The sequence below is a fragment of the Verticiella alkaliphila genome, from assembly GCF_018904615.1.
Taxonomy (GTDB): domain Bacteria; phylum Pseudomonadota; class Gammaproteobacteria; order Burkholderiales; family Burkholderiaceae_B; genus Verticiella; species Verticiella alkaliphila.
This window is the reverse complement of sequence record NZ_JADCNH010000023.1, coordinates 45877-70607: the sequence shown is the minus strand read 5'-3', so window position 1 is coordinate 70607 and position 24731 is coordinate 45877. Positions and strand designations below refer to the sequence as shown.

At 65.3% G+C, this 24731-nt stretch carries 25 protein-coding genes; 8 read left to right on the top strand and 17 right to left on the bottom strand.

What is annotated here, in order from left to right; translation table 11 throughout:
- Positions 1-4 precede the first annotated feature (4 nt).
- Genes IMZ29_RS15020 through IMZ29_RS15010 form a run of 3 tightly spaced genes read right to left on the bottom strand, consistent with a single transcriptional unit; the run spans position 5 to position 4718 of the window.
- Positions 5-2218, bottom strand: coding sequence for an acetate--CoA ligase family protein (locus tag IMZ29_RS15020; RefSeq protein ID WP_216185550.1), 2214 nt, complete (start codon positions 2216-2218; stop codon positions 5-7).
- Entirely contained in the window at positions 2218-3750 is a 1533-nt protein-coding gene (locus IMZ29_RS15015; RefSeq protein ID WP_216185548.1) for an acyl-CoA carboxylase subunit beta, read from the bottom strand. The genes IMZ29_RS15020 and IMZ29_RS15015 overlap by 1 nt, the downstream gene beginning before the upstream one ends.
- Positions 3751-3767: 17 nt before the next feature.
- On the bottom strand, positions 3768-4718 hold the full coding sequence (locus tag IMZ29_RS15010; RefSeq protein WP_216185546.1) for a tripartite tricarboxylate transporter substrate binding protein: 951 nt from the start codon (positions 4716-4718) through the stop codon (positions 3768-3770).
- 178 nt (positions 4719-4896) lie between these two features.
- Here IMZ29_RS15010 and IMZ29_RS15005 point away from each other — a divergent pair, with 178 nt between their 5' ends.
- A complete protein-coding gene (locus tag IMZ29_RS15005; RefSeq protein WP_216185544.1) occupies positions 4897-5367 on the top strand; it encodes a MarR family winged helix-turn-helix transcriptional regulator in 471 nt (156 codons plus the stop codon).
- A gap of 98 nt (positions 5368-5465) precedes the next feature.
- Here the strand turns inward: IMZ29_RS15005 and IMZ29_RS15000 are convergent, their stop codons facing one another.
- From IMZ29_RS15000 to IMZ29_RS14970, 7 genes are all read right to left on the bottom strand, one after another.
- The gene (locus tag IMZ29_RS15000; RefSeq protein ID WP_216185542.1) at positions 5466-6851 is read right to left on the bottom strand and encodes a tetratricopeptide repeat protein; all 1386 of its coding nucleotides are present in this window, start codon (positions 6849-6851) and stop codon (positions 5466-5468) included.
- Between the two features lie 106 nt (positions 6852-6957).
- Positions 6958-8052: a hypothetical protein gene (locus IMZ29_RS14995; protein ID WP_216185540.1), complete on the bottom strand. Its 1095-nt coding sequence runs from the start codon at positions 8050-8052 to the stop codon at positions 6958-6960.
- A gap of 161 nt (positions 8053-8213) precedes the next feature.
- Entirely contained in the window at positions 8214-9146 is a 933-nt protein-coding gene (locus IMZ29_RS14990; RefSeq protein ID WP_216185538.1) for an alpha/beta hydrolase, read from the bottom strand.
- A 39-nt stretch (positions 9147-9185) separates the two neighbouring features.
- The gene (locus IMZ29_RS14985; protein ID WP_216185536.1) at positions 9186-9758 is read right to left on the bottom strand and encodes a hypothetical protein; all 573 of its coding nucleotides are present in this window, start codon (positions 9756-9758) and stop codon (positions 9186-9188) included.
- Entirely contained in the window at positions 9755-10123 is a 369-nt protein-coding gene (locus IMZ29_RS14980; protein ID WP_216185534.1) for a hypothetical protein, read from the bottom strand. The genes IMZ29_RS14985 and IMZ29_RS14980 overlap by 4 nt, the downstream gene beginning before the upstream one ends.
- A gap of 73 nt (positions 10124-10196) precedes the next feature.
- Entirely contained in the window at positions 10197-11132 is a 936-nt protein-coding gene (locus IMZ29_RS14975; RefSeq protein WP_216185532.1) for a metallophosphoesterase, read from the bottom strand.
- A gap of 121 nt (positions 11133-11253) precedes the next feature.
- Complete coding sequence (locus IMZ29_RS14970) at positions 11254-12027, bottom strand: response regulator transcription factor (RefSeq protein WP_216185531.1); 774 nt, start codon at positions 12025-12027, stop codon at positions 11254-11256.
- 85 nt (positions 12028-12112) lie between these two features.
- Here IMZ29_RS14970 and IMZ29_RS14965 point away from each other — a divergent pair, with 85 nt between their 5' ends.
- Both IMZ29_RS14965 and IMZ29_RS14960 read left to right on the top strand, forming a co-directional pair.
- A complete protein-coding gene (locus IMZ29_RS14965) occupies positions 12113-12358 on the top strand; it encodes a WCX domain-containing protein (protein ID WP_216185529.1) in 246 nt (81 codons plus the stop codon).
- 34 nt (positions 12359-12392) lie between these two features.
- The gene (locus IMZ29_RS14960; protein ID WP_216185528.1) at positions 12393-12893 is read left to right on the top strand and encodes a hypothetical protein; all 501 of its coding nucleotides are present in this window, start codon (positions 12393-12395) and stop codon (positions 12891-12893) included.
- A 70-nt stretch (positions 12894-12963) separates the two neighbouring features.
- On the opposite strand, the gene IMZ29_RS14955 is transcribed toward IMZ29_RS14960, so the two are convergent.
- The 3 genes from IMZ29_RS14955 to IMZ29_RS14945 form a co-directional block, all read right to left on the bottom strand.
- Positions 12964-13662, bottom strand: coding sequence for a hypothetical protein (locus tag IMZ29_RS14955; protein WP_216185526.1), 699 nt, complete (start codon positions 13660-13662; stop codon positions 12964-12966).
- Positions 13663-13990: 328 nt separating this feature from the next.
- Positions 13991-14746, bottom strand: coding sequence for an AraC family transcriptional regulator (locus tag IMZ29_RS14950; protein ID WP_216185524.1), 756 nt, complete (start codon positions 14744-14746; stop codon positions 13991-13993).
- 36 nt (positions 14747-14782) lie between these two features.
- Positions 14783-15151, bottom strand: coding sequence for a phosphopantetheine adenylyltransferase (locus IMZ29_RS14945; protein WP_216185522.1), 369 nt, complete (start codon positions 15149-15151; stop codon positions 14783-14785).
- Positions 15152-15432: 281 nt separating this feature from the next.
- On the opposite strand from IMZ29_RS14945, the gene IMZ29_RS14940 reads away from it, so the two are divergent.
- A complete protein-coding gene (locus tag IMZ29_RS14940) occupies positions 15433-16287 on the top strand; it encodes an alpha/beta hydrolase (protein ID WP_216185520.1) in 855 nt (284 codons plus the stop codon).
- An 84-nt stretch (positions 16288-16371) separates the two neighbouring features.
- Here IMZ29_RS14940 and IMZ29_RS14935 read toward each other — a convergent pair whose 3' ends face one another.
- A complete protein-coding gene (locus tag IMZ29_RS14935) occupies positions 16372-17274 on the bottom strand; it encodes a LysR family transcriptional regulator (RefSeq protein ID WP_216185518.1) in 903 nt (300 codons plus the stop codon).
- A 138-nt stretch (positions 17275-17412) separates the two neighbouring features.
- Between IMZ29_RS14935 and IMZ29_RS14930 the strand changes: the two genes are divergently transcribed.
- Genes IMZ29_RS14930 through IMZ29_RS14920 form a run of 3 tightly spaced genes read left to right on the top strand, consistent with a single transcriptional unit; the run spans position 17413 to position 20612 of the window.
- The gene (locus IMZ29_RS14930) at positions 17413-19122 is read left to right on the top strand and encodes a sulfatase-like hydrolase/transferase (protein WP_371820294.1); all 1710 of its coding nucleotides are present in this window, start codon (positions 17413-17415) and stop codon (positions 19120-19122) included.
- Positions 19112-19630 (top strand): cupin domain-containing protein, encoded by a 519-nt coding sequence (locus IMZ29_RS14925; protein WP_216185516.1) that lies wholly within the window; start codon positions 19112-19114, stop codon positions 19628-19630. The genes IMZ29_RS14930 and IMZ29_RS14925 overlap by 11 nt, the downstream gene beginning before the upstream one ends.
- Positions 19620-20612, top strand: a complete 993-nt coding sequence (locus IMZ29_RS14920; protein WP_216185514.1) for a Bug family tripartite tricarboxylate transporter substrate binding protein — start codon at positions 19620-19622, stop codon at positions 20610-20612. Before IMZ29_RS14925 ends, IMZ29_RS14920 begins: the two co-directional genes overlap by 11 nt.
- A 42-nt stretch (positions 20613-20654) precedes the next feature.
- Here IMZ29_RS14920 and IMZ29_RS14915 read toward each other — a convergent pair whose 3' ends face one another.
- The 3 genes from IMZ29_RS14915 to IMZ29_RS14905 are packed head-to-tail and all read right to left on the bottom strand — an operon-like array spanning position 20655 to position 23437.
- Positions 20655-21587 carry a 2-hydroxyacid dehydrogenase gene (locus IMZ29_RS14915; protein ID WP_216185512.1) on the bottom strand — a complete coding sequence of 311 codons (933 nt, stop codon included), beginning with the start codon at positions 21585-21587 and terminating at the stop codon, positions 20655-20657.
- Positions 21588-21629: 42 nt separating this feature from the next.
- Entirely contained in the window at positions 21630-22709 is a 1080-nt protein-coding gene (locus tag IMZ29_RS14910; RefSeq protein WP_216185510.1) for an ATP-binding protein, read from the bottom strand.
- Entirely contained in the window at positions 22706-23437 is a 732-nt protein-coding gene (locus tag IMZ29_RS14905; RefSeq protein ID WP_216185508.1) for a response regulator, read from the bottom strand. The genes IMZ29_RS14910 and IMZ29_RS14905 overlap by 4 nt, the downstream gene beginning before the upstream one ends.
- A gap of 127 nt (positions 23438-23564) precedes the next feature.
- On the opposite strand from IMZ29_RS14905, the gene IMZ29_RS14900 reads away from it, so the two are divergent.
- Positions 23565-24722 (top strand): efflux RND transporter periplasmic adaptor subunit, encoded by a 1158-nt coding sequence (locus IMZ29_RS14900; protein WP_216185506.1) that lies wholly within the window; start codon positions 23565-23567, stop codon positions 24720-24722.
- Positions 24723-24731: the final 9 nt, after the last annotated feature.

Genomic DNA, 24731 nt, shown 5'->3' with positions numbered 1-24731 from the left:
GTCCTCAAGAAGGGTGGCGTGCCGTCAGCTGTCGGTGGCCGTGGCGCTCGACGCTGGCCAGCGCGCTGAGCGCCTCGGCGGCTTGCGGCAGTTCGTCGTAGACCACGATGCCGCGCGCGATGGCGTCTTCGCGATAGGCACGTCGCAGGTCGTCGATGGGGCCCGAGCCGTCCGAGCGCAGCACCAGCGTGAAGTGTGTCTGGCGCGGGCTGGCTTCGCGCGCACGCAGCGCCGCCTGGAAGAGGTTGTCCAGCAAAGAGCGATCGTGATAGCCGAGGATCACCGGCAGGTTCAGGTGCAGGACCACCGCATCAGCCTCGCCGGATTGGTAGACGATGCGCAAGATCTGCTCGGCGATCGCGCCGTCGCCTTTCTTAAGCACGCCGACGGGGGTGTCGATGGGGTTCAGCACGCTCGCGCCGGGGGGCAACTGTAGGGCTTCGAGAGCGTTGACGACATCGGGGGAGAAGGGCGAGATGGCCATGCCGTGTCTGGCAAAGGTGTCGCAGGCCACGACGCTGGTGCCCCCGCCGTTGCCGAACAGGCACACATTGCGGGTGGGCGCCGTCACGTTGGGCGTCAGCAGCTGGAAGGTCAACGCGGCGTCGATGAAGGTGTCCAGCGTGTCGACCCTGGCCATGCCGGTCTGTTCGCACAGGGCGGACCACAGGCGCTCGTTGCTGGCCAGCGCGCCGGTGTGCGAGGCTGCGGCACGCTGTCCTTGCTCCGTGGTGCCGCCCTTGAGCAGCACGACGGGCTTGGCCGGGCGCCCTGATGTTTGCTGAGCCCGCAGCACGTCCAGCAGCGCGCGGCCGTCCGCCACGCTCTCCAGGTACATGCCGATCACGCCCACGCTATCGTCGGCCAGCATCTCGCGCAGGATCTCGACGGGCGAGACGTCTGCCGAGTTGCCCACGGTGACGAGGTGCGAGAAGCGCACGCCGCGCGCCTGGCCGCGCCGCAGGATGTCCACGCCCATGCCGCCGCTTTGCGAGATGACGGCGAAGGGACCGGGCTCGGCCACCACCTGGTCGATGAAGCTGACGCGGGCGCGGGTGGCGTGCAGGCCCAGGCAGTTCGGGCCGACCACGCGCACGCCGCCCTGGCGGGCGCTAGCGAGCAGTTCGGCCTGCAGCGCTTCGCCGCCGGCCACTTCGGCAAAGCCGCTGGACATGACTTGGGCGAACGCCACACGCCCTTGCGCGCTGGCGAGCACGGCGGGCACCTTCGCTGCCGGGATGGCCACGTACGCATAGTCCACAGGTTGCGGCAATGCGCCCAGGGACGGGAAGCACGGCACGCCGTCGATGTCGGCGGCGCTGGGGTGCACGATGAAGAGCTCGCCGGCAAACCCGAAGCTGCGCAGGTTGCGAATGAAGGCGTTGCCGGAGCCCTTGCCGTCGGAGGATGCACCGATCACCGCGATGGAGCGAGGATGCAGGAGGCAACGCAGATCCGCAGAGGGCGCCTCGGCGCTGCCAACCGACTCGCCCGCTGACCGCAGCAGCACCCGGGCATCCACGGCAGTGCACCCCTGCGCGGTGGCGATCAACGGGTTGATATCCAGCGAGGCAATGTCCGCGCCATGCTGCATCAACAGGCCATCCGCCCCGCCAACCGCCATCATGGCGTCGATGACGGCTTCGATGTTCACGGCCGGCCTGCCGCGTGCGCCGTGCAGCAGGGCCGCCCCGCGCAGCGCGTCCAGCATGTCGCGGGCGTCCTGACGGCTGATGGGGCACAGGCGCAGGCTGACGTCTTCCAGGATCTCGACGAAGATCCCGCCCAGTCCGACCATGATCGTCGGCCCGAAGCTCGGGTCCACGGTGCCGCCGATCACGAGCTCCACGCCAGGCGCAGCCATCTCTTCAACGAGATAGCCGTCAATCGCCACGTCGGCATTGCGCTCACGGATGGACGCGATGGCGTCGGCTACCCCGGCCGCATCCCGCAGGTTCAGCACCACGCCGCCGCTCTCACTCTTGTGCAGCACGTCCGACGACACGATCTTGACCACGAAGGGCGCGGTCAGGGCCGTGAGCGTGTCGGGCTGCGCCGCAGCAGCGTCCACGAGCAGACAACCGGCGGGCGTGCGAATGCCGCGCCCGGCAATCAGCCGCTTGGCCTCGGGTTCCGTCAGGGCAGGGCGGGACGCGATGCGGGCTTCACGCAGCAAGCGGGTGCCCGACCCCAGTTCCATGTCATGTGTCATGCGCATCAGTAACTCGTCGGCCAGGTACGCATCAGGTGCTCGCCCACGCCGTCGCTCAGGCGCAGTTGATGGATCTCCAGCACCCGGATCAGGTGATCACGCGTTTCCACCGGGTCGATCACCGCATGCGCCGCATGCACGGCGGCCGCGTCGTAGGCCGAGGTGCCCCGGGTCATCTCCGCCAGCTTCTCGGCATAGCCCGCGGGGTCGTCCTCCTCCGTGATGCCATGCACGATGCGCACGGCCGATCGCGGGTCCATGAAGTTGATCTCCGCGCCAAACCAGCACACCACATGATCGGCATTGCCGCCGCCGCCCATGTTCAGCACGGCCTGGCCGTAGCTCTTGCGCATCACCACGGAGATCTTGGGCACGGTCACCAGCGACAGTGCATTCATCCAGTTCATCACACGCCCGATCGCGCCCTTGCGTTCGCCCTCGATGCCGATCAGAAAGCCCGGCTGGTCCACCATGAAGATGATGGGAATGTTGAAGGAGTCGCACAGCACCAGGAAGCTCACGACCTTCTCGCAGGCATCCGGATCGATGGCCCCGCCCTTGGCCATGGGGTTGCTCGCGACGATGCCCACGCTCTTGCCATCCAGACGGGCAAGCGCCGTCACGATGGATTTGCCAAAGCGCGGTTTCAACTCGAAGACGCTGTCCTTGTCGTAGATGAGTTTCAGGATCTTGCGCACGTCATAGACCTTGGTGCGCGACTCCGGCAGGATCTCCAGGATCTTGTCGATGTCCTCGCCCGAGCCCGGCGTGACCGGGTGCACGGGCGGCGCCTCCAGGTGGTGGCTGGGCAGATAGGACAGGAAGCGTTTGACGGCATCCAGGGCCTCTTCGTCGGTGTCGACCGCCAGGTCCACCATGCCGGTGACTTCAGTGTGCAGCTTCCAGCCGCCCAATTCTTCCGGGTCGACTTCTTCCGAAATCGCCATGGAGGTCAGGCGCACGCTGGACACGGCAGTGATCGCGCCCTTGCGCATCACGACGAAGTCGCCCAGCGCGGCGTACCAGGACGAGGAGCCATAGCAGTGGCCCAACACAGCCGCCACCCACGGCGTCTCGCGGGTGCGTCGGTATTGCGTGGGGCGATCGCCCGCGCCCACGCCGGCCGCGCCCATGACGTCGGGCATGCGCGCGCCAGTGGATTCGCCCAGGAACACCATGGGCAGCCCGCGTGACGTCGCCACCTTCTTCACATATCCCACTTTCGCGGTGTTGGTGGGGCTGCTGGAGGCGCCCATCACCGTGAAGTCGTTGGACACCACGGCCACATCCCGGCCGTCGATGCGGCCGATGCCCGAGACCTTGCCGTCGGCGGGCGAGCGCTCGCGCATCTCCGGCCGCGGCGAGGTGGCAAACAGACCCGTTTCCAGGAACGTGCCCTGATCGACGAGCAAGTCGATGCGCTCGCGCGCGTTCAGGATGCCCTCCGCCTTGCGCTCGGCCAGTTTGCGCTCGCCGCCCATGCCTTTCGCCTGGGCTTGGCGCTGGGCGTACTCGTCTCGGTGCTGCTCGTAAGCCATGTCGTGGTCCACCTTCCTTATTGGGTCTTCACCAGCTTGGGGAACTGCTTGGCGATGTTCTGCCAGACCGCCAGTTGCGCCCGGATGCGCGCGTCGAGTTCCTGGGGCGTGCTCGCGATGGCGATGGCGCCAATGTCCTTGAGCTTGGCAATGAAGTCTGGATCCGTGACGGCCTCGCGCGTGGCACCGGACAGACGCGTCACGATCTCGGGCGGCAGCCCGGCGGGCCCCGTGAGCGCGTACCAGCTGGTCACGTCATAGTCGATGCCCAGTTCCACCAGCGTGGGTGTGTCGGGCAGGCGCTCGCTGCGTTGGCCGGCCGTCGTCGCCAGCGCGCGCAGGCTGCCGGATTCCACGTGCGGAAGCACGACGGGCACGAGGGCAAACGCCATGTCGACCTGACCGGCGATGGCGTCCGTGGCGGACTGCGCGCCGCCTTTGTAGGGCACGTGCAAGATGTCGATGTCAGCGCGGCTGCGCAGCAATTCGACGTACACGTCCAGTTGCGCGCTTGCGATCGTGTATTTGCCTGGGTTCGTCTTAGCCATGGCGACAAGCTCGGGCCATGTCGTGAACGCTGCCTTTGGATTCGCCGCGATCACGAACGGCAGCTCCGAGATCATGCTGATCGGCTGGAAATCCTTCAGCGGATCGAACGTGGGCGCGGGGCCAAACACCGTCGAGGAGGTCGAGCCGCTGGCGCTGAACAGCAGCGTGTAGCCGTCGGCCGTCGCTCTGGCCACCACGTCGCTGCCGATGTTGGTGGCTGCCCCTGGCTTGTTCTCGACGATAACGTTGGCGCCCAAGCGGGAAGACAGCTTGTCCGCATAGAGACGAGCGATCATGTCTGTGGTGCCGCCGGGCGGGTAGGGCACGATCAGCCGCACGGGCCGGGATGGGTAGCCTTGGGCAAGCGCTGCGCCGGCCAGGGCAAAGGCCGTCAAGGCGGCCGCCGCAAAGCGGAACACGGTGAGTTTGATGGGTGTCTCCCTATCCTCGTGAGGTGACGGGATCCGCTCTGCTGGCGGGTCTCCGGGGCACGCTGAAGACAGGATAGGTAGCCCCGCAAAAATAGTCAACAAGATTGACTAAATATCGATATGCTGACGTTTATGATCTAGGCCTTGCCCGGCCGTCCCACTCTTCATGATCAGCAAAGACACCCTCTCCGAGCTACAGCACTCCCGAAAGCACGGCATCGGCCGTCTGCTGTTGCTGGCACGGCGCGACTTCGCCCGGCGCCTGACCCGGCGAATGAATGCGCAAGGCGACCCGCGTCTGATGTCCGCATCGAACACCGCGATCCTGCCCTACATCGACTTGGAGGGCACCCGCAGCACGGAGATCGCGCGCCGCATGGGCGTGAGCAAGCAGGCGGTGGCCAAGGCCGCGAAGGAGCTTGAGGGAGATGGCCTGGTCACTCGAGTGCCCGACGAGGCTGACGGCCGCGCCTCGTTGATCGCCTTCACGGAGGAGGGCGTGACCTTTCTGTTGAACATCCATGCGCACATCCAGGCGATCGAGGCGGAGTATCGTCAGATCGCGGGTGTGGAGGACATGAAAGTGCTGCGACGGGTGTTGACGGCGCTGGCGTATGCGGAAGAGGGGGAGCGATGAGGGCCAAGGGGCGACCCCGCTCTAACGGCAACGTCCAGGATGCACTTGGAAGATCGCCTCTTCGGCGCTAGCTCTATAGCGAAAGCTTTGTCTTGTGCTCAGTTTTCGCTTGTCTCCGCGGCGTTCCCGGCGTAGGCGGCTCGAAGCATAGCTTTCACGTCATTGAGCTCCGCTTTCCTGATGGATTCCGATGCCAGCGCGTCTGCTTCGTCAGTCTTACCCATGCCGTACAACGCGTTAGCCTGGCCGATTCGCACCAATAAAACGGGCGTGCTCTCCGACAATCGACGTTCGATGAAGCCAAACTGCTTGTGTGCTGAGTCGAATGCCGCTTTCGCTTGTGGGAACTGTCCCGCAGCCAGAAACAGCGATCCCACGCGATAGTGGATCGACGCGGTAGAAAAGGGTGTTTGGTACTTGTCGGTGTCAAAGCGGTCTTCCATCGCGTCGACGATGCGCCGGATGTTGTGAACATTTCCCGCGAAGTCCTCAGTGGCAAGGAGGTTGACGAGCAAGATGGCCGGTTCGACAGCGTAGGGTTCCGCCAGGAGCGCTTCTTCCAACTGTTGTTTGGCGGCGAATGTATTCGCGGTCTGCAAGTGTCGAATGGCCTCGAGGTACGCGACATACGCTGATTTTGGCGCGGCCTGCGAGATCGCCCTGGCCATGAGTTGGTCGAAGAGCTCGAGTTCTTTGTGGTTATGCGCGAGTACGGCCATGACCACCAGATCGCGAAGGTTCGCGTCTTCTTTCAAAAGCGCGGCGCTGTCCAAAATCACCTTTTCTCTAAGAGCGCTATCTATCGCTTCCGCAATCTTTTGACCGCTAGCGCCCAGGTTCGCAAGCGGGCTGGGGAGTAAGTCGCGCAGCTTCTCATGCAGGTCCAGCACATCTCGTGTTCTCGGCGTTTCGAGCTCCACAGGCACGGTCAAATGGATGGAGTACTCAAGCTCTTGCGTGTTGGCTGGCTGAACCATCGCGATGCCGTCCAGCAGGGTGGCTGAGGTCGACGTGGCTATGCCGATCTTTCCCATGAGGGACTTGCCGGCGAGACTGCTGCCGGCGCCTCCAATACCCACGGAGATTCCGTTCAGGATGGCGCTTCCCACCATGGCGTTACCGCCAAACCATCCGCCCACCGTCGACAGCCCTGCCATATACGATCCTGCGCCACCGCCTGCCACCATGCTGGCGACCCAGCTGACGCCGGTGGCCGCTGCTGGCGCCCCAGCTCCTGCTGTCGCATAGCTGAAGAGTCCGGCGCCGACGATCGTGGCGCCGGTGACAGTGGCGCCGAAATAGCTCTTGCGATAAAGAGGGGTGGGAAAGGCGTCTTTGAAGCGAAGACGATTGGGATCGGCCATGACGGCTGTCTTGGCTCGCTGCACCCAGGAGCGGGTGGGCTCCTGAGCATGAGCTATCGATGTCAAGGCCGGCACCGCTAATGTCAGCGCAATGCCGAGCGTCAAAGAGAGAAATTTCATGGTGGAAGTCACAGGACGCAGTAGGCGATAGGGATGCGGGGTTGGGTAGGTGGCGCATGCGCCAGAGTTCGAATGCTTCATTGTCGGTGGACGACTCATGAAAGGCTTACAGAGCTGGCGCCGCTGCATTTCTGGCTTTCCGCTTGACCGCTCTCCAAGCCGCTGCCCACGCTGCTGAGGCCAAATGCGCATAGAGTCCCGCAATCAACCCCAGGAAAGACACCCCCCATCCGACCACACGCCGCGCCAGCGGGCTCAGCGCAGAGCTCAGCCTGATCACCCGCTTGCCACCCAGCACCTCAACCGCCACAGGCGTGCGCTTGCCTAGCGCGTCACTTGCTCGAGACAGTGCACCTATGTCGCCAGGGCTATCGGCATGCTGCAACACGCGAAGTGCGGCGTTCGGCCCGATCTTCAGTTGCAGGGCGCCCACCGCGCCCGCCGTCGCGGACAGTTGAGCGAGCTTTCGGCTGTCTACTGCCTCAAGGCTCTTTCTTGGGTGAAGAGCCCAGTTGTTCGGCAGGCGTCGGAAGTCGACGAGGTCCACCGTCAGCCGCTTCAAGCTCCTCAGCAATCGATGCGACAGGCTGCCTGCGGACTTGCCCGCCTTGATCAGCGCAGCACCCATCTTCGCGGAGTAGCTTGCGCCGCCGGTGACGGCCGCACCCGCCGTTGCGGCCAACCCGACGGAGGCAAGTCCGACATCCAGTGAGTCAATGGCGCGGCCTTCGCGATAGTCGTCCACCGCGAGCTTGAACGATCTCAAGTCTCCGAGCGGCGTGAGTTCGATAGCGATGTCGCAGATCTTGGCTTCGGACAGGGGGCACGCCCGAGGGTTGGTCATGCAGCGGACGCAGGCGCCGGCACGCGCGGACAATGTCAGCTCGGACAGGCGACGCTGCTGGATGCGGCTGGTCAGTTCGCTGCGTATCGGGATCTGTTCGTCGTCGGCATAAGCCATCAGCATGTTGATCGCGGGCCAATCTGCGGGGTGGCTCTCCAGCGCTGTCTCTAGCCGCTGCGCTATGGCATCGGGCGTTGCGGCGGTCATCAGCGCGCGCTGCACGCTGACGCGGATCGCATCTGCGGAGCGCTCGACATACCACTGCGCCGTGGGAGTGGCGGCAAACTGGTAGGCATGCCAAAGCAGGCCGACAAGTGATAGCACAGCCGCAAAGCGAAGGGCAATGCGCAGTCGCATGTTGGAAATTGAGGGTGGGGGGGCGGTTTATATGCAGCGATCGCAGCCACGATGATCAATCCCGGCTGGAACGTTGGGCGCCGCACATACTACAATACGTAACCTAAAACGACAGCTTATGCTTGAGATTCTCAGCGTTCATCGGGCTGAGTGTTGGATTCTCACGTCATGTCACCGTATGGCCGACGGTTGGATCGATCTCGCGACAGCAAGGCATGCTGCGCCAGAAGCTCGAGGATCGCTCCGCTAAAACGGCTGTCCTCGGATCCGAAGTGATAAGCCATGGAGAAATGGTTGTGGCCTGTTAGGTCGACATAGATTGGTCGGCGTCCGCTCGCAGGCCACCGATGCATCAGGCTTTCAGCCTGCAGCCGAAACATCGGCGGATCATGTTGCGCCGTGGCCACCAGCAACGGCACCGTATTCTGCAGCAACCCAGTCAGCGGCGAGCGCCTCGCCACTTCATCGGGGTCACTCCCGAAGTAAGCCTGTATCGAAGGCCGATCCGAAGCCGCCACGATGTCGTACGAACCCGAAAACAGCACTGCGGCGGCGACGTTGGGCAGATCGCCTGAACTGCGCTCAGCAAGCCGTGCCAGATAGCCCGCTGCATGCGTAGCGCCAGCCGAGTGTCCCGCCAGCACTATCCGCGAAGCGTCGCCGCCTCGACTGCCGATGTGCTCAGCAATCCAGATCAACGCTCGCTGCAGGTCGTCAATGGCTGCTGGCCACTGATGTTCCGGTGCAAGGCGATAGGTGACGTTCACCCCAACCATGCCGTGCTGCGCGGCCCACGTGCCGATGTTTCCGTACAGGTAGGTGCCTGGCTTGCGCTTGCTGCCGCCGGTAAAACCGCCGCCATGGACGAACACGAAGACGGGTTTGCGGGTGTGCGCCGGCGTGTCTCGAACGTAGATGTCCAGCTGGTGGCGCGCGTCGGGGCCATAAGCGACGTCTAGCTCCTGGCGCACGCCTTCTTCATTCCGCGTTGCGAGCGACCAGATGCGCTGCGATTCGGCGTGGGTGTGATCGTTCATCTCGGCGCCGAGAGCGTCCGTGGCGCGAATCAGATTGTCAATGCGGGTGTCGGGCATGGTTTCCTGTTTCGGCTGGGGCTCGTTACGCACGTGGGCCTACGGGGCGGAAGGCTTATTCCGCGCCGGCTGCAGCATCGAGGCCAGGGCGTTTAGCCCCCGGATGCCGTTGATGGTGTCGGGCCTGCGGTCGACGCATGCCAGCTCACGCGTCTGCAATCGGTGTGCGAACTGGCGGAGGTGCTGCAGTGATTCCTCGTCGAGGGCATCGCGATGGTCGCCAGGCAGGGACGATGTGCGTATCCGTCGTGGCTGCTCGGCCACGCGCGCGATCAGCACCACATCAAGGGCGAAACGTTCGGCCAACGTGGCTAGATCCTGTTCGAGCGTGCCTGCCGCGTCGGTCAGATCGCGCCGATGAACGATGAGGCGTGAACCCTCTTCACCTTCACCTGGTGTGGGCAGGAAGCAGGCGCCCGGAACGTCAATGACCCAGTACTGGCGTGTCGATAGCCAAGCGAGGAGGGCCGTGCTGGCCGGCACGCCCTCGGGAAGCGCGATCTTGACGCAAGCCTGGTCAGGGATCGGAATGAGCCCCCAGGCGACCTCATGCAGCTGCTTCAGCAGCCTGTCCAACTCGCGCGGTGCGTTCAGCGGACCGTATTCGCTCATGAGCTGACGTCCTCGTTCTGCAGCGCGGCGATGATCGCCTCTGCAGCGTCGCAGGCATATGACATGGCAGAGAATGACTTGCCGGTTGGCGCGGGGGGCCGGATGACCGGCGCCTGTCCGAATGTCTCGTAGGCGTCGAGCAACTGGCGAGCGGTCATGCCAGGCTTGGCGAGATCGCGCAGGCTGTTTTCTACGCGCGTCTCGGCCGCGGCGGCGGCATGTGGGTAGGTTGCGAAGTTGCCCAGCACATTGGGCTCATCGTCCATGAAGGCGTGAAAGTTGTCCTCGATGGACACCGTGAAGCTCGTGGCTCGTTGGCTAACACCAGCCTTACTCGATTTACCGCTGCAAGGTCGACGACGCATGGGGCACGCTCCTGTCTCGTTTATCGACATTTCAGCGCGCGCATGCGACATCGCGTGTCGCATGCTGAATCGCTCACGCCACCCAGACGAACTTGTCCGCCGACAGCTCCGCCTCGCCATCGAACCGATACGCGCACAGCTTGCCTGCCACCCCGCCCACGTGCTGCGCCGCGATGCTATAGTCCACGCAGGCGATGAAGGGGTTGAGCGGCTTCGGCTCTCCCGACATCCAGTAGTGCCCGATGAAGAGCGGCTTCTTGCCGTCGTAGCCTGGCAGCACGTCGGCGGCCACGGGCTCATGGGGGATGTGCGGGATAACCTCGGCAGGCACCATGGCCAGGTCTCGGTAGGTCAGGCCTTCCAGGTTCCACCACTGCGTGCGGATGTGGCGACGCGGGTTGCCATCCTTGTCGTGGAAGTTGCTGCCGGTGGGCAACGGAATCTCCAGGCCTTTCAGCACGGTTTCCAGGGCCTCGTAGCCGGGCGATCCCTTGCGACAGAGTTCGGGCCAGGCGTCTGGCGCGATCCGGTGCTGGTCGTCGGTGTAAGCCGCCAGCGTGCGCAGCGCGGCCGGGTGCCAGCACGCGTGGACGATGCGCACGCCATCCAGGTCCAGGTAAAGCGGGAGGGTCTTGAACCACGCGATCATGTCGCGGTGTGCGGCCGAGTCTTCGCCCACCTGGTCCAGGAAGGCCTGGTGCTGGCGGCGGTTCTTGTCGGTGTGCGGGCGAAGAAAGCTGTCGGGGCGGTCAGGGTCGGGTGTTGCCCACGCCACGGCGTTGAACTCGTGGTTCCCCATCACGGTCAGTGCGTGCCCGGCGTCCACCATGCGCCGCGCGATGCGCACCGTCTCGATCTGCGCGGGGCCGCGATCGACGAAGTCGCCCAGGAAGATGACACGCCGCTGCGGGTGCTGCCAGACGCCGGCGGTGTCTTGATAGCCGAGCTGGGTCAGCAGTCGGGTGAGGGCGCTGGCATGCCCGTGGATGTCGCCAATGATGTCGTACATGCGGCTCTTGTGTTCGGGAAGGGTTGTTGTGGTGAGGCCCACGTTCGTTCGGGATGATAGTCGGTGGATGGCGCTTGCTTCGGGCCGCAGAGCGCCGCTGCGGCATCGAGAAAGACACGAATCAGGCAGCCAGCAGCGCACCTTTGCTGCGCGCCGCATGCACCGCTTCCCCTTTGCTGCGCACGCCCAGTTTTTGGTAGACAACGGACGCGTGCGCGCGAACGGTGGCGGGCGCAATCCCCAGGTGACGCGCGATGGTCTTGATGGGCTCCCCGCGATTCATCCTGACGAGGACGTCGTATTGGCGTGCGGTGAGTTCGAGTTGGGCCATCTCCTGCGCACGCGCGCTGGCGTCGTCCGGCCCCGCGTCAAACACCGGGTCATTGGGCACGCAAGCCGACGAAGCGAAGGCGGGCGTAGACAAGCCTTCCGGCCATGCGGTGATCGGCCGTTCTGCAAGGGCTGCTTTACCGGGCAGGTCGTCACCCTCGCCAAGAGGGGCGTCGGCGCTGGCGCCGTCTGCATACCACGGCTCACGTCCAAGCCCCATCCGGATCGCTGCCTCCAGTGTCATCGGCGATGCATCGCTAGGCACGCAGCAATAGACGTCGTCGATCTCCACCCCGGATGCCGACCACGCGTTCTCCGGCGGACAGATCAGCAGAATGCTTCTCGGGCGCAGGCGCCGCCTCGCGTGCGCCGTGAGCTCGCGTGCGGCAGCCCAGTCGGCAGGAATGCCAAGGATCAGGAGTTCGACGTCCAGGGCAAGGCTCATGAGCGCGTCGGGATCCACGCGGTCAGGGGCAAACGTCTGGGTGGGCAACCCCATCCCGTTGATGAGTTGGTGCAGGCCCGTGCGAATGAGCGGGTGCGGTTCGAGCAGAACGATCGTCATGAATGCTTCAACGAAACCAGAGACGAGCGCAGTGTGAGTGAGCGGTGCGACGTGTTGTGTCGCGTGCGACGACACACTGCGGATCGTGTCCGATCTATCGTGCGATTCCCCGCTGTCGGATGTTCAGCGGGTCGACAACGAGCCGGGTGGCTCGCCGTTCGACGTTCACGTACGGTCAACAGTGCCGAGCACCGGCCAGCTGCTGCGCTGGCTGCTCGGCTGCGGAGACAACATTGAGCTGCTGAAGCCGGCCAATCTGAGAAACACCGTTGTGCAGCAGTCCATGAAGATGGCGGCCATTTATGGCATGGAGACAATCGCGGCTGACTAGCCAGCGCGCACCGCAGTGACCGATGCGACATCGCATGTCGCATCGGCCGGATAGCCTGCTGGCTTCTTCACTTGCTCGCCAGACGATGCCGCCACGCTATCTTGCCCACCTGGAACCCGATTTTCCCCATTGGCTGACGCTCGCCACCGAGCTCATCAAGCGCGCTCAGGACGATGACCAGTTCGTCATCCTACCGACTGAGCTTTCCATCCCCGACCTGCTGCAGCGCCTGGACGAGGCCCGCGTGGAGGATGGTGATCTCATTGAAGAGCCCGGGCCCGATGACCAGAGTCTGCGCATCACGTATGAGCAGGAGGGGACGGAGGACGACCGCTTCTTGATGGTAGGCAGTGGTCGTTTCCTGTTGGAAGTGTCGTTGACCGCAGAGCAGCGGCCGCTGTGGATGCGGTTGGCTGTGTTTTGTGAAGAGGGCAAGGTTGCGCCGCACATGTTTCTTCCCTGGCAGGGGGAGATGGACGCGATGATCGCGCATCTGTGGGAAGGCAAGGTTTTAGGGTGCGTGATGCTCGAATGACCGCGTCACGTCTTCCCATCAGGGGGCGGTGCGGCCGTACCGCAGCCGGGTGCACAACCGAATCGGGTGGCTAGTCGTACCAGCGAACCAGGCTGAACAAGTGCGGTTCCTCAGAGAATAGTTTCTGCACAGAGTGAATCCTTTCCTGGCAGCATCTCGGGTTGCGCGTTCCTATGCGCCATTCGCCGATGGTGTTTCCACAGAATCGATTGCCGTCAGCCGACAGTGTCATGCCGATGACCCGGTACCCGACTTCTGACGGGAGCTTTAGTGCCATGAGTCGTCGCTCCTGTCGTTCTGCGCTCCAGATCGGGAATGGGTCAACGACGTAGTAATCGCCGGTGTCAACCAGTTCGCCATTCGGGCCAGGCTTTCCCGACATCACTGGCACTCGCCAATGCAAGTCAGGTGGAAGCCGTTCTGGCACAGACACATGCACCAATCCCACATACGGGAATCCATCGCGAAGCAATCCCTCGACTTGGGAGCGGCCCATAGCGTTGGCGTTGCGTCCAGGCCGCTTCATCGAGGGGCGGACGACCTTTGCTTCGATGGCGATCGTTCGGTCAAACCGCGCAAGTTCTCCTGAAAAGGGCACGATCAAATAGTCGATATCCCCCGGCCGCTGATTAGGTGCCAGCCCCAGCTTCGCCCTGGGAATGTTGATTCCCAGATACACATCGTGGGAGAAGGCCTTCTCGGGATACGGGAAGGCGGCGTCAAGGGCAAAATGGATCGTAGCGGCGAGAGATGTTCGGCTTTCGGCCATCCTGACGAGGATCTCAGCTTCGGAATTGAGTCAGTTCAGCATTTTCACCTAGGGTTTAGCGCTATCGATCATTGCCAGAAGCCAGGGCGGATCTGTTCGAGATCATCACCTCGCCCATACTGGAGGATGCACTTCAGCAAACTGCTCATGCAAACGTCGGCGGCCATACCGGCCCGGCATTCCTCTCAATGGAAGGTTTTGGCCACAGGCACTTTATTGTCGATCGACTGTGCGTTCTGCGGGATGTATGCCGACAAGCAGTCCGTGGTCTTGTTCGTGTCTCTTATGACGTCACCACCATGGATCGGTGAGGCGATGATCCATCTGTTCAAAGCCCTTGCAGCCCGATGGCATCGATCGACACTTGCCGCACAAGCAGATCCGAGGGCGCCAGCCCGAACATCTCGCGAAAGGTGGCGCTCAGGTGGGAAGAGCTCGCAAAGCCCGCACCGTGCGCGGCCTCGGTGAGCGTCCGACCTTCGCCGAGCGCTGCCATGACGACGGCCATGCGTCGCCAGAGCCGGTAGCGCCGGAACGGCATGCCGACGGCGCGGCGAAAGCGAGCCTGAAACCAGGATGGCGACAGCTCTGCCAGGGCGGCTGCGTCCGCGACGTTGGCAAAGTCTTGAGGCCTGGCGTCCAACTGGCGGATGACCTGCGCCAGTCGATCGTCATCGGGTGGCCGCGGTGCGATGCCAAGCGTCGACAGGATCCGATCCACACCGGCGGTGCTCAGGTCTTCCCGCAGCAGCGTTGGCCGCGCGTTCTGCAAGGCGACATCGTTCAGCGCCTTCACATCGTCACACAGCGCGTCCAGGTACAAAAACAGCATGGGACCAGTGGCGCGCAGATGGTGCAGCGCGTTGGGCGGGATGAGCGCTGCCGCGCGCTCGATGCCAGTGCCCAGCTGGCTGCTTGATGCAGCCAGTGATAGCGTGAAAGCGCTGTCGAGTGCGATGGCAACGGTGGCAGCTGCGTTGCGGTGCGGCGCGAGGTCAAGCCCTGGCCCGAGATACGCCGCGCGCGCCCCCGATAACGAGATTCGGGCACGGGTCTTCCAGAGCGCAGAGCTGGGCGGCGGCATGGGTGCATCCTAGCAAGCCTGCGCGATCAGCGGGGACTAACGCCGCCATGCCGCCCACGCTACCCAAATCAGCGGTACCAGGGCGATGGCATCGCCGATCGCGATTCCCCGCAGGCTCCCGCTGGGCCAGCCCGCACTCGCATAGAGCACCAAAAACCCTACGACGCTGATCCCCGTGACAAGCCCGGCGGCGCGGCGCGCCCCGGGATCGAACGCGGCATACACGCACACCGCAGCCACCGCGAGGAACAGCGCCGCGCGGTGCGTCATCAATACGCCCAGATCCCCGGACGCGCCGATGCCGTAGAGCCTCGCCAGCAGCGCAGGTCGGAACAGCGCCGCCGCCGGTATCGCGTGGATCAGGGCCAGCGCGCCCCAACTCAGCTTCGTCAGTGTCTCAGTCATGCACGCACGATATCGGTCTGGCTGCCGTGCGGCTTTCAGAAACGGACTGTGCAAGGGAGCGTACAGGCGCTCGATCCCCGAGTTCGGCCTTGTCGAATCGAGCGCGGCCGCCACGGTGAGCTGGACGACTGGATAAAGCGTCAGAGCATCGGACTTTTAATCCGGTGGCCGCGCATTCGAGCACGCGCACGCCGGAGCCGGATGTCGCCCCTCTGTGTCAAAACCCCCCGCTTCATGAGACGATCCGCCAAGTCGATGCCGTCATCCATCGGGAGCCTTGCATGTCCACCACGCCCCAGTTCGAATACGTCGAAGGCCAAGGCCGCCCGCACTATCCGGCCCTGATCCAGACCTTCATGCAAGACAGCGACGCCGTTGCCCAACGCGCAGATGCCATGCTGGACGTGCCCTACGGCCCGCATTCACGTCAGCGGCTGGATGCCTTCCCATCGACGCAACCCGCGCGCGGCGTGCTGCTCTACCTGCACGCCGGCTACTGGCAGTCTCGCGACAAGTCCGTGTTTCGTTGGCTGGCCTCGGGGCTGAATGCCCGTGGCCTGCACGCGGTGTTCGCGAACTATCCGCTGTGCCCGGACGTGAGCTTGGCCGCGCTGGTGGATGCCGTGGCGCCGGCGCTGGCGGCGGCGCATGGGGTGATGCCCGAGTGGCTTCGTCTACCCCTGGTGGTGGCCGGGCATTCGGCGGGCGGGCATCTGGCGTGTGAGATGGCGTTGCGTGCGGGCAATCTCCTGCAGGGGCGGGGCCGGGTGGACGGCATCTGGGCGATAAGCGGCATCTACGATCTCGCACCGCTGTGCGAGACGACGCTGAACGAGCGCTTGCAGTTGACGCCGGAAGCGGCGCAGGCGATGTCGCCGCTCACGCGGGCGAAGGCGCTCGATCTGCCAGCCGTGTGGATGGTGGGGGCCGACGAGACGTCCGAATTCCTACGCCAGAACCGGGACATGCACACGGCATGGCAGGCACAGGGCAACCCCAGCCAGTGCGTGGAAGTGGCAGGGGCGGATCACTTCACATTGCTCCAAGATTGGGATGCGCTGACGCCACCGATGAATGCGCAATGGGAAACGTTGTGGGCGCAGGTGACCGAACGGCACGCATCCAAGTCCGTCTGAACCGCGCCAGGCCGCCGGGCGAATAGCCGCCATTCACGCGCAAGCAGGTCACTGAACCGGCGTGCCATCGCCAGGCGACATCGACTACACCCCCCGCATCCGCTGCGCCTGCGCCTCCACGGCATCCAAGAACCGCTGCGCCGGCACGCTCAGCGGCACATCCGTCCTGACAAACGCATGGATCTGCGTTACCGGCAGCGCCTCGTCGATCGGCAACGCCACCAGCCCGGCATTCGCCGCATGCGCGTCGAAGATGCGCTTCGGCAGCAACGCCACCGCATCGACTTCCGGCAGCAACGCGAGCAGCGTGGAGAACGAGCTGCACTCCAGCCCAATCCGCGCCGGCGCGTCCTGCCATAGCTCGCCACCCAGCGTGGCCGGATCCCCCGGCCCATGCTGCGGCCCCGTGATGATCCACTGCGCCTGCCGCAAGTCTGCCAGGCGCCGGGTCCGTGCCAGGGGATGGCCGGCACGCGCGGCCAGTACCTGCGGGCTGTCGATCAGCGTGCGGGCCTGGAGATCGCGGCCCAGGGCGGCGGCGGGCAGAGGGCCGAGCGCTAGGTCGAGTTCGCCGGATCGCAGCTGGGTCAGGGCAACGGGGTAGAGCGCGTCCAGCAGGCGCACGCGCACCTTGGGCCAGCGCGTCTGGTAGCGCGCCACCGCGGGGGGCGCCAGGATCATGGCAGCGGCGGGAGAGACGCCGACGTTCAGCGTGGCCTCGGCGTGATGCACATGCCAGTTCACGTCTTCGCGGGCCCGATCCAGTTCCCGCACGATGATGGCGGCACGTGCGGCCAGGGCTTCGCCAGCCGGCGCCAGTCGCGCCCCCTTGGGCGTGCGCAATACCAGCGTCGTGCCCAGCTCCTCCTCCAGCTGTTTCAACGCCTTGGTCAGCGCGGGCTGGGTCACGTGCATGGCCTCGGCCGAGGCGCGCAGGCTGCCCGTCTGCGCGATGCTCAGGAGCAGGTGGAGGTGTTGCAGGCGCATGGCGTTTTCCCTAGGGCGCGCAGGCGCTGCCGTCCGGAGTGATAACCCATGGTAATCGACTTCACTTTGCGCGACTACCGTTCGAGCTGCGGCCTTCCTACCATGGGCTTGTCCATCGGGAACAGACCGGAGCGCCTCGTGAAGCCAGCCACCCAGAACATCCTCTTCATCATGTGTGATCAGCTGCGCGCCGACCATCTGTCGTGCTTCGGCCACCCGCACCTGCACACGCCCCATCTCGACGCCCTCGCCAAGCGTGGCGTGATCTTTGACCGCGCGTATGTGAATTCGCCGGTGTGCGGGCCGTCGCGCATGAGTTACTACACCGGGCGATATGTGCACGCGCACGGCGCCAGCTGGAATTTCGTGCCCTTGAAGGCGGGCGAAATGACGATCGGCGATCACCTGCGCCCGCTGGGCGTGCGCTCCGTGCTGGTGGGCAAGACGCACATGCGGGCCGATGCGGCCGGCATGTCGCGCCTGGGCATCGATCCGGAATCCCAGGTGGGCGTCCGGATCGCGCAATGCGGCTTCGACCCGTACGAGCGCGATGACGGCATCCATCCGTATTCCGGCCACGATCCGGATCCTGCCTACAACGACTATCTGCGCAGCCAGGGCTACGCGGGCGACAACCCGTGGGAGCAGTGGGCCAACAGCACCGAGGATGAGGACGGCACGCTGCGCTCGGGCTGGTTCCTGAAGTACAGCAACCGCGCGGCGCGCATCGACGACGAGCATTCCGAGACGCCCTACATCACCCGGCGCGCGATGGACTTCATGCGCGAAGCGGGCGATCAGCCCTGGTGCATGCACCTGTCCTACATCAAGCCGCATTGGCCCTACATTGTGCCAGAGCCCTACGCCAGCCTGTACGGGCCTGAACATGCCTTGCCGGTCAAGCGCAGCGACGCCGAGCGCGAGGACGCTCACCCGGTCTACGCCGCCATGATGGAGCACCGAGTATCCCAGACCTTCTCGAAGGACGGCGTGCGCGAGACGGTGATGCCGGGCTACATGGGGCTCATCAAGCAGATCGACGATCAACTGGGGCTGCTCTTTGCCTTCATGCAAGAGCGTGGCCTGATGGACAACACCCTGATCGTCTTTACTTCGGACCACGGGGATTACCTGGGCGATCACTGGATGGGCGAGAAGGACTTGTTCCACGAGCCGGTGATTCGCTGTCCGCTCATCGTGGTGGATCCGGACCCGCGCGCCGACGCCACGCGCGGCACGCGCTGCGATGCGCTGGTCGAGGCCGTGGATATCGCGCCCACCTTCCTGGATGTCTATGGCGGCGCACCCGTGCCGCATGTGATGGACGGGCGTTCGCTGCGGCCCTGGCTCTTTGGCCAGACCCCGGCCGATTGGCGCGAGGCCGTGGTGTGCGAATACGACTTTGCCTTTCAGGATTCGCGCATCCGCCTGGGCAGCAAGCCCATCGATTCTTGGATGCGCATGATCTTCGATGGCCGCTGGAAGTATGTGCTCTTCGAGAACTACCGGCCGATGCTGTTCGATCTGCAGCGGGATCCGGATGAGTTCCACGACCTGGGCGCATCGGAGCAAGCCGAGCACGTCGCCGCGCGGGCGCGTCTGCACGAAGCCTTGTTCTGCTGGGCACGCCGGCCGCGTCAGCGCGTCACCGTCTCGGACCAGGCCATCGAATCGGTCGAAGTGCAGGCGCGCATCGCAGAGGGCGGCATCCTGATCGGGTATTGGGATGAAGCCGATCTGATCGACGCACGGCAGCAGTTCAAACCCCGCTTTGCCTCGCACAACCCGCTGGTGGCCTCGACGCTGGACAGGCTCACCGCCCCTGAAGGAGCTTCCGATGCTGCATGAAACCGCCGACATCACCCGCAGGAACGAGAGTCTGGACAGTGTGTCCTGGAACATCCTGGGACAGGTGTACACCCCCAAACAGGTGAGCGAGGACAGCATCAGTTGGCACGCGACCTTCCCGGAAGAGACCTTCGTGCCGCCGCACGTACACCCGCTGCAGGACGAGTACATCTATGTGCTCGAAGGCCGCATCGACCTGATCCTGGACGGCAAGCCGCAGTGCGCCCATGCCGGCGACCTGGTGCGCATGCCGCGCGGCATTCCGCATGCGTTCTTCAACAACTCCGGGCTGCCCGCCAAAGCCTTGTTCTGGGCCGCGCCTGCCGGGAAGTTGCTCGAGCTCTATCGACGCATTCACAATGTCGCCAGCCCGGCCGAGGTGGTGAACATCGCCCGGGAGTACGACGTGGTCTTTCTGCCGCCCGTGTCGTCAGCGGCTGCCGTGGCGTCGGGGCTGCGCGACGCCGAATCCATCGACAGGGAAGGGGTGGCACATCATGATCGCTAGACGTCAGATTCTTCATGCGTTGATGCTGGGTGCGCTGGGCGCAGCCTGTCGGGCGCCCGCGTGGGCCCAGCCGGCGTCGGGCGCGTTTCCCACCAAACCCGTGCGCATCATCGTGCCGCTGCCGCCCGGCAGTCCGCCCGACGTGCTGGCCCGCCTTGTCGCCGAAGGCCTGTCGCGGCACTGGTCACAGCCCATTCTGGTCGAGAACCGCCCGGGTGCCACGGGCATGATTGGCATGCAGGCGGTAGCCAAAGCCGAGCCGGATGGCCATACGGTTGGGATTCTGTTCCTCACGCACACGGTGTTGCCCCAGCTCATCGAGGCCATGCCCTACGACACGGCGCGCGATCTGGCGCCCGTGGCCAACTTGGTGTGGCTCTACAACGTGCTCGTGGTGCCGGCCGATTCGCCCATCCAGAGCATGGATCAGTTGCTCACGTCAGCCGATGCGAAGGATGGCAAGCGCACGTATGGATCGGGCGGCAATGGCTCGCCGGCGCACCTGCTGGGCGAATCCTTTGCGCGGGCCGTGAAGGCCAATGTGTTGCACGTGCCATTCAAGGGGCCGTCCGAGGCGATGACGAGTCTCATGGGCAACCAGGTGGACTTCATGTTCGCCACGGCCCCCGTGGCAGCGCCGCTGGTGCGCTCCGGCCGCCTGCGTGCACTGGCGGTGACGAGCCCCGAGCGCCTGGCCAGCCTGCCCGACGTCCCGACGTTGGCGGAGCGGGGGCTGCGTGGTTTGGAATTGCGAGAGTGGGAGGGTGTGGTGGCTCCCGCTGGGACGCCGGCGTCGGTGATCGACGCGTGGAACGCTGCGTTGATGACGTTGATCGCTGATCCTTCAGTGCGGGCGCGCTTGCTTGACCTGGGCATGACCACGGCCGAGCCGAATCGGCCCGCGCAGTTCGCCGCGCTCATCCAGCAGGAACTCGAGCACTGGCAGCAGTTTGCAAAGGTGTCGCCGCTGAAGGTGGGGTGAGGCGCCGAGCCGCGCGCGGTGCTGGCGACGGGGCTACTCCGCTCACACCGGCGTCACCGCCCCCCGCCCGGACATGACGCCATCCACGTTCTGCAGAAAGATCTCGAACTGCGCATCGATCGCCTCGGGCGACCAACCGCCGACGTGTGGCGTGAGCAGCAAGCGGTCCAGCCCCAGCAACGCTTCGGGCGGTGCGGGCTCGCTCTCATAGACATCCAGCGCCGCACCCGCGATGCTGCCGTCGCGCAGCGCCACCGCAAGCGCCTGCGTATCCACGATGCTGCCGCGCCCGACGTTGACGAGATAGCCGGTCGGGCCCAAGGCACGCAGCACCTCGGCATTGACCATGTGCCGAGTCTCAGCACCGCCGGGCATGGCGCACACCAGCACGTCGCACCAGCCGGCCAGGTCCAAGGCGCTGTCGAAGTAGGTGTAGCCCAGCTCGGGCCTTGGCCGGCGGTTGTGGTAGCCGATCGGCATGCGAAAGGCTTGGGCCCGGGCGGCGGTGCGTTCGCCGATGGCCCCGAGGCCGAGGATGCCCAGGCGTTTGCCCGACACGTGCGGCGGCAGCGGGATGGCGGTGCGCCAGACGCCAGCGCGGCAGAGCCGATCCAGCGTCTGGAAGTTGCGCATCGTGGCGATGATCATGCCCATCGCGTGGTCGGCCACGCACTCGTCGTTGGCGCCGCGGCCATTGGCCACGCAGATGCCGCGCGCCTGTGCCGCAGCCACGTTCACGTTCTCGTAGCCCGCGCCCAGGGTGGCGATCAGGCGCAGCCGCGGGAGCTGGTCGATCTCGTCCGCGCGCAGTCCAAGCAGACCGATGGTGAGCACGACATCGAACGTGGCGCCGTCGGCCTTGAGGGCCTGGGCGCGTTGTTCGGGTGTGGTGGCGAAGACGGGGTGATAGCGCTGGGATAGCGCGTCCTTGTGGGCTTGGCCGAGCTCACACAACACCAGAATCGAGATAGGCATATCGATGTCATCCTTCCAAAGAGATACTGAAGATCCTGCGGTCTAGCGTGCGCCATGGGCCACGTTGACCGGCCAACGCAGCGTGAAGCAAGTGCCTCCCTGGACCGATGCCTGGCACGTGGCCTGCCCCTGGTGCGCCCGTGCAATCGCGGCCACAACGGCCAGGCCCAGGCCGCTGCCTGCGTCGGCGCCGCGCTCGCCATCGTCACGCATGCGACGAAATGCGGTGAATACCTGGGCCGCGGCGCCGGGCGCAATGCCCGGCCCGTCGTCTTCCACCTGCAGCACGCACCAGCCGTTGTCCTGACGCGTGCGAATGCGCACCCCGCCTGGCACCGCATACCGCCGCACGTTGTCCAGCAGCGCCAGGAGCGCCTGGCGCATACGCATGGCGTCGCAACGCATGGGCGCGCGGTCAAGATCGAGTACCAAGGACTTTCCCGCGGACTGCAGGGCGTCCCGGCACACCTGTGCCACGGATTCGACTTCCGCCGCGAGGTCAGTGTCCTCGATCTTCAGATGCAGGTGCCCGCTCTCGGCCAGGCTCACCGCCCGCAGGTCTTCGATCAGTCGCGCAAGGCCATCGACCTGGTTCAGCAGGCTGCGGAACTGCGTGTCGTCCGGCGCGAAGACACCTTCGGCCAGGCCTTGCAGGCGCCCGCGCAGAATCGTCACCGGCGTGCGCAGCTCATGCGCGATGGCCGCGTTCCAGAACGTCATCTCCTGCGTGGCGCGTTGCAGCTGCGTGGCCAGGGCATTGAAGTCGTCCGCCAGGTGCGCAGCCTCTCCCAGGGAGCGGTCTCCTGCCACCGCACGCGCGGAGAGGTCGCCCTGCGCCACGCGGCGCATGCTCTCGGTCACGGAATTGAGCGGCACCAGGATGCGGCGTGCCAGGTGCAGGCCTACTACCGTCGCCAGTGCCAGCCCCGCCAGGGTGCTGACACCGATCCAGGCCCAGTCGGGCGCGTTCGGCATCCAGCTCGTCTCCTCGACGATCTCCGGCCACAGGCTCACCGCGATGTAGAAGACCACGTAGGAGGTCAGCACGACCAGAAAGGTGATGCCGAAAGCCATCGCCATCATCGTGAGCGCGATCTGGCGGCTCAGGCCGGCGAGCTTCATTCGGCGCCCCACAGGCGATAGCCGACGCCGCGGATGCCGAGGGGGGTGCCTTCCACGCCCAGGCTTTCCAGCTTCCTGCGCAGCTTGCTGATGTGGCTGTCCACGGTGCGCTCCAGCGCGTCGCCCTCTGGCAGGCAGGCGGCCAGCAGCTCTGCGCGGGTGTGCACCCGGCGAGGCGCGCGTGCCAGGTGGGTCAGCAGTCGGAATTCGGTCAGGGTCAGCGATAGGGCGTGGGTGATGCCGTCCAGGTGAACCAGCGCCTCATGCTGATCGAGGTCGATCTCGAAGGGCGGCACGCGCAGCACGCGCGCCTGAACTTGCGTCTGCGCCATCGCGCGGCGCAGCACCGCTTGCGTGCGGGCCACCACCTCAGCCGTGTTGAAGGGCTTGACGACGTAATCGTCCGCGCCGCTGCGCAGGCCCATCAGCTTGTCGATGTCCTGGTCCATCGCAGTGAGCATGATGACGGGCGTCTGGCCCCGGTGACGGATTTCGGCAAGCACCTGCCAGCCGTCCCGCTTGGGCATCTGCACGTCGAGCAGGACGAGGTCCGGTTTCATCGACAGGTGCATGTCCAGTGCCCGCTGGCCGTCCGGCGCATGCGCGGTGCGCAGCCCGGCACGGCGCAGGTAGGCCTGCAGGATCTCGGCGATCTCGGGTTCGTCTTCGGCGACGAGCACCAGGGCTTGCGCATCGGCCGAGTCGGGCGACGCTGGAACGGTAGACATAAGAAAACCTGGCATGCGATCAAGACCTCCATCGTATCTCCACACACCCTCGGCACAAACCCCACCGTGCGTGTTCAGACTGCCTCCCTGCTCGCGGGTGCCCTTCGCCCGCCATGAAGGAATCGTCATGAAGATGGAACGTAGGCGCCGCCTGGGCGCATTGTGGGTGCTGACATTTTCGGCCCTGACAGGTTGCGGCCGCGCCGGCGAGGCACCTGTCGTCGCGCCCCGGCCCTTGGTGGCCGTGATGACCGTCACCCCTGCCAGGCTCGTCCTCACGGAAGATCTGCCGGGGCGTGTGGCGCCAGTCCGCGTGGCCGAGATCCGACCGCAGGTGAGCGGCATCGTGCGCAAGCGCCTGTTCGAGCAGGGCGCCGACGTGCGCGCCGGGCAGCCACTCTTCGAGATCGACTCGGCCGCCTTGCGCGCGGAGGCGCAAAGCGCGGTTGCGGCCCTGCAGCGTGCCGAGGCGGCCGCATCGCGCGCCAGCACGCGGGTCGAACGCATGGCGCCACTCGTCCAGGCGGATGCCGTCAGCCGCCAGACGTATGACGATGCGGTGGCCGAGCGTCAGCAGGCGGTGGCCGACGTGGCGCAGGCACGCGCTACCTTGTCGCGCCGCCGGCTGGACCTCACGTTCGCCACCGTTGAGACGCCCATCTCTGGCCGCATCGACCAGGCCCTGGTCACCGAAGGGGCTCTGGTGGCCAGTGGCGACACCACGCCGATGGCGCGCGTGCAGCAGATCGATCAGGTGTACGTGGACGTGCGACGTCCGGCGGCATCCTGGAAGGTGTTGCGCGAAGCCATGGCGGCCGAGTCCTCGCAGGCTGGGCTGCCGGTCGCCATCCTGAAGAGCGACGGCACCGTGCATAAGGAATCGGGCCGCATCCTGTTTTCCGGCATCAACGTGGATGCCGGCACGGGCGATCTTCTCGTGCGCGTGCTGGTGAACAATCCGCAGCAGCACCTGCTGCCCGGCATGTTCGTGCGCGCCCGCTTGCCGCTCGTGAGCTACGACGATGCGCTGACGGTGCCGCAGCAGGCTGTCGTGCGGATCGAGGGCAAGCCGCACGTCTGGACGGTGGATGACAGCGCCAAGGCGCAGTTGACGGGCATCACATTGGGCGAGCTCACGCAAGGCCGCTACCGCGTCGCGTCCGGTCTGCGAGCGGGCCAGAACGTCGTTGTGGCCGGCATGGATCGGCTGGCCGAGGACGTCGAGGTCAGGGCCGAGGCGCTGCAAACCAGCATGGCTGCCGCGTCGACGACGTCGATTCGCTGAGCCCGGAGC

Excerpts from the sequence above, each read along its gene's own strand:
- IMZ29_RS15020 (WP_216185550.1), bottom strand. The coding sequence starts at position 2,218 with ATGCGCATGACACATGACATGGAACTGGGGTCGGGCACCCGCTTGCTG.
- IMZ29_RS15015 (WP_216185548.1), bottom strand. The coding sequence starts at position 3,750 with ATGGCTTACGAGCAGCACCGAGACGAGTACGCCCAGCGCCAAGCCCAG.
- IMZ29_RS15005 (WP_216185544.1), top strand. The coding sequence starts at position 4,897 with ATGATCAGCAAAGACACCCTCTCCGAGCTACAGCACTCCCGAAAGCAC.
- IMZ29_RS15000 (WP_216185542.1), bottom strand. The coding sequence starts at position 6,851 with ATGAAATTTCTCTCTTTGACGCTCGGCATTGCGCTGACATTAGCGGTG.
- IMZ29_RS14995 (WP_216185540.1), bottom strand. The coding sequence starts at position 8,052 with ATGCGACTGCGCATTGCCCTTCGCTTTGCGGCTGTGCTATCACTTGTC.
- IMZ29_RS14990 (WP_216185538.1), bottom strand. The coding sequence starts at position 9,146 with ATGCCCGACACCCGCATTGACAATCTGATTCGCGCCACGGACGCTCTC.
- IMZ29_RS14985 (WP_216185536.1), bottom strand. The coding sequence starts at position 9,758 with ATGAGCGAATACGGTCCGCTGAACGCACCGCGCGAGTTGGACAGGCTG.
- IMZ29_RS14980 (WP_216185534.1), bottom strand. The coding sequence starts at position 10,123 with ATGCGTCGTCGACCTTGCAGCGGTAAATCGAGTAAGGCTGGTGTTAGC.
- IMZ29_RS14975 (WP_216185532.1), bottom strand. The coding sequence starts at position 11,132 with ATGTACGACATCATTGGCGACATCCACGGGCATGCCAGCGCCCTCACC.
- IMZ29_RS14970 (WP_216185531.1), bottom strand. The coding sequence starts at position 12,027 with ATGACGATCGTTCTGCTCGAACCGCACCCGCTCATTCGCACGGGCCTG.
- IMZ29_RS14960 (WP_216185528.1), top strand. The coding sequence starts at position 12,393 with ATGTCGCATCGGCCGGATAGCCTGCTGGCTTCTTCACTTGCTCGCCAG.
- IMZ29_RS14955 (WP_216185526.1), bottom strand. The coding sequence starts at position 13,662 with ATGGCCGAAAGCCGAACATCTCTCGCCGCTACGATCCATTTTGCCCTT.
- IMZ29_RS14950 (WP_216185524.1), bottom strand. The coding sequence starts at position 14,746 with ATGCCGCCGCCCAGCTCTGCGCTCTGGAAGACCCGTGCCCGAATCTCG.
- IMZ29_RS14945 (WP_216185522.1), bottom strand. The coding sequence starts at position 15,151 with ATGACTGAGACACTGACGAAGCTGAGTTGGGGCGCGCTGGCCCTGATC.
- IMZ29_RS14940 (WP_216185520.1), top strand. The coding sequence starts at position 15,433 with ATGTCCACCACGCCCCAGTTCGAATACGTCGAAGGCCAAGGCCGCCCG.
- IMZ29_RS14935 (WP_216185518.1), bottom strand. The coding sequence starts at position 17,274 with ATGCGCCTGCAACACCTCCACCTGCTCCTGAGCATCGCGCAGACGGGC.
- IMZ29_RS14925 (WP_216185516.1), top strand. The coding sequence starts at position 19,112 with ATGCTGCATGAAACCGCCGACATCACCCGCAGGAACGAGAGTCTGGAC.
- IMZ29_RS14920 (WP_216185514.1), top strand. The coding sequence starts at position 19,620 with ATGATCGCTAGACGTCAGATTCTTCATGCGTTGATGCTGGGTGCGCTG.
- IMZ29_RS14915 (WP_216185512.1), bottom strand. The coding sequence starts at position 21,587 with ATGCCTATCTCGATTCTGGTGTTGTGTGAGCTCGGCCAAGCCCACAAG.
- IMZ29_RS14910 (WP_216185510.1), bottom strand. The coding sequence starts at position 22,709 with ATGAAGCTCGCCGGCCTGAGCCGCCAGATCGCGCTCACGATGATGGCG.
- IMZ29_RS14905 (WP_216185508.1), bottom strand. The coding sequence starts at position 23,437 with ATGTCTACCGTTCCAGCGTCGCCCGACTCGGCCGATGCGCAAGCCCTG.
- IMZ29_RS14900 (WP_216185506.1), top strand. The coding sequence starts at position 23,565 with ATGAAGATGGAACGTAGGCGCCGCCTGGGCGCATTGTGGGTGCTGACA.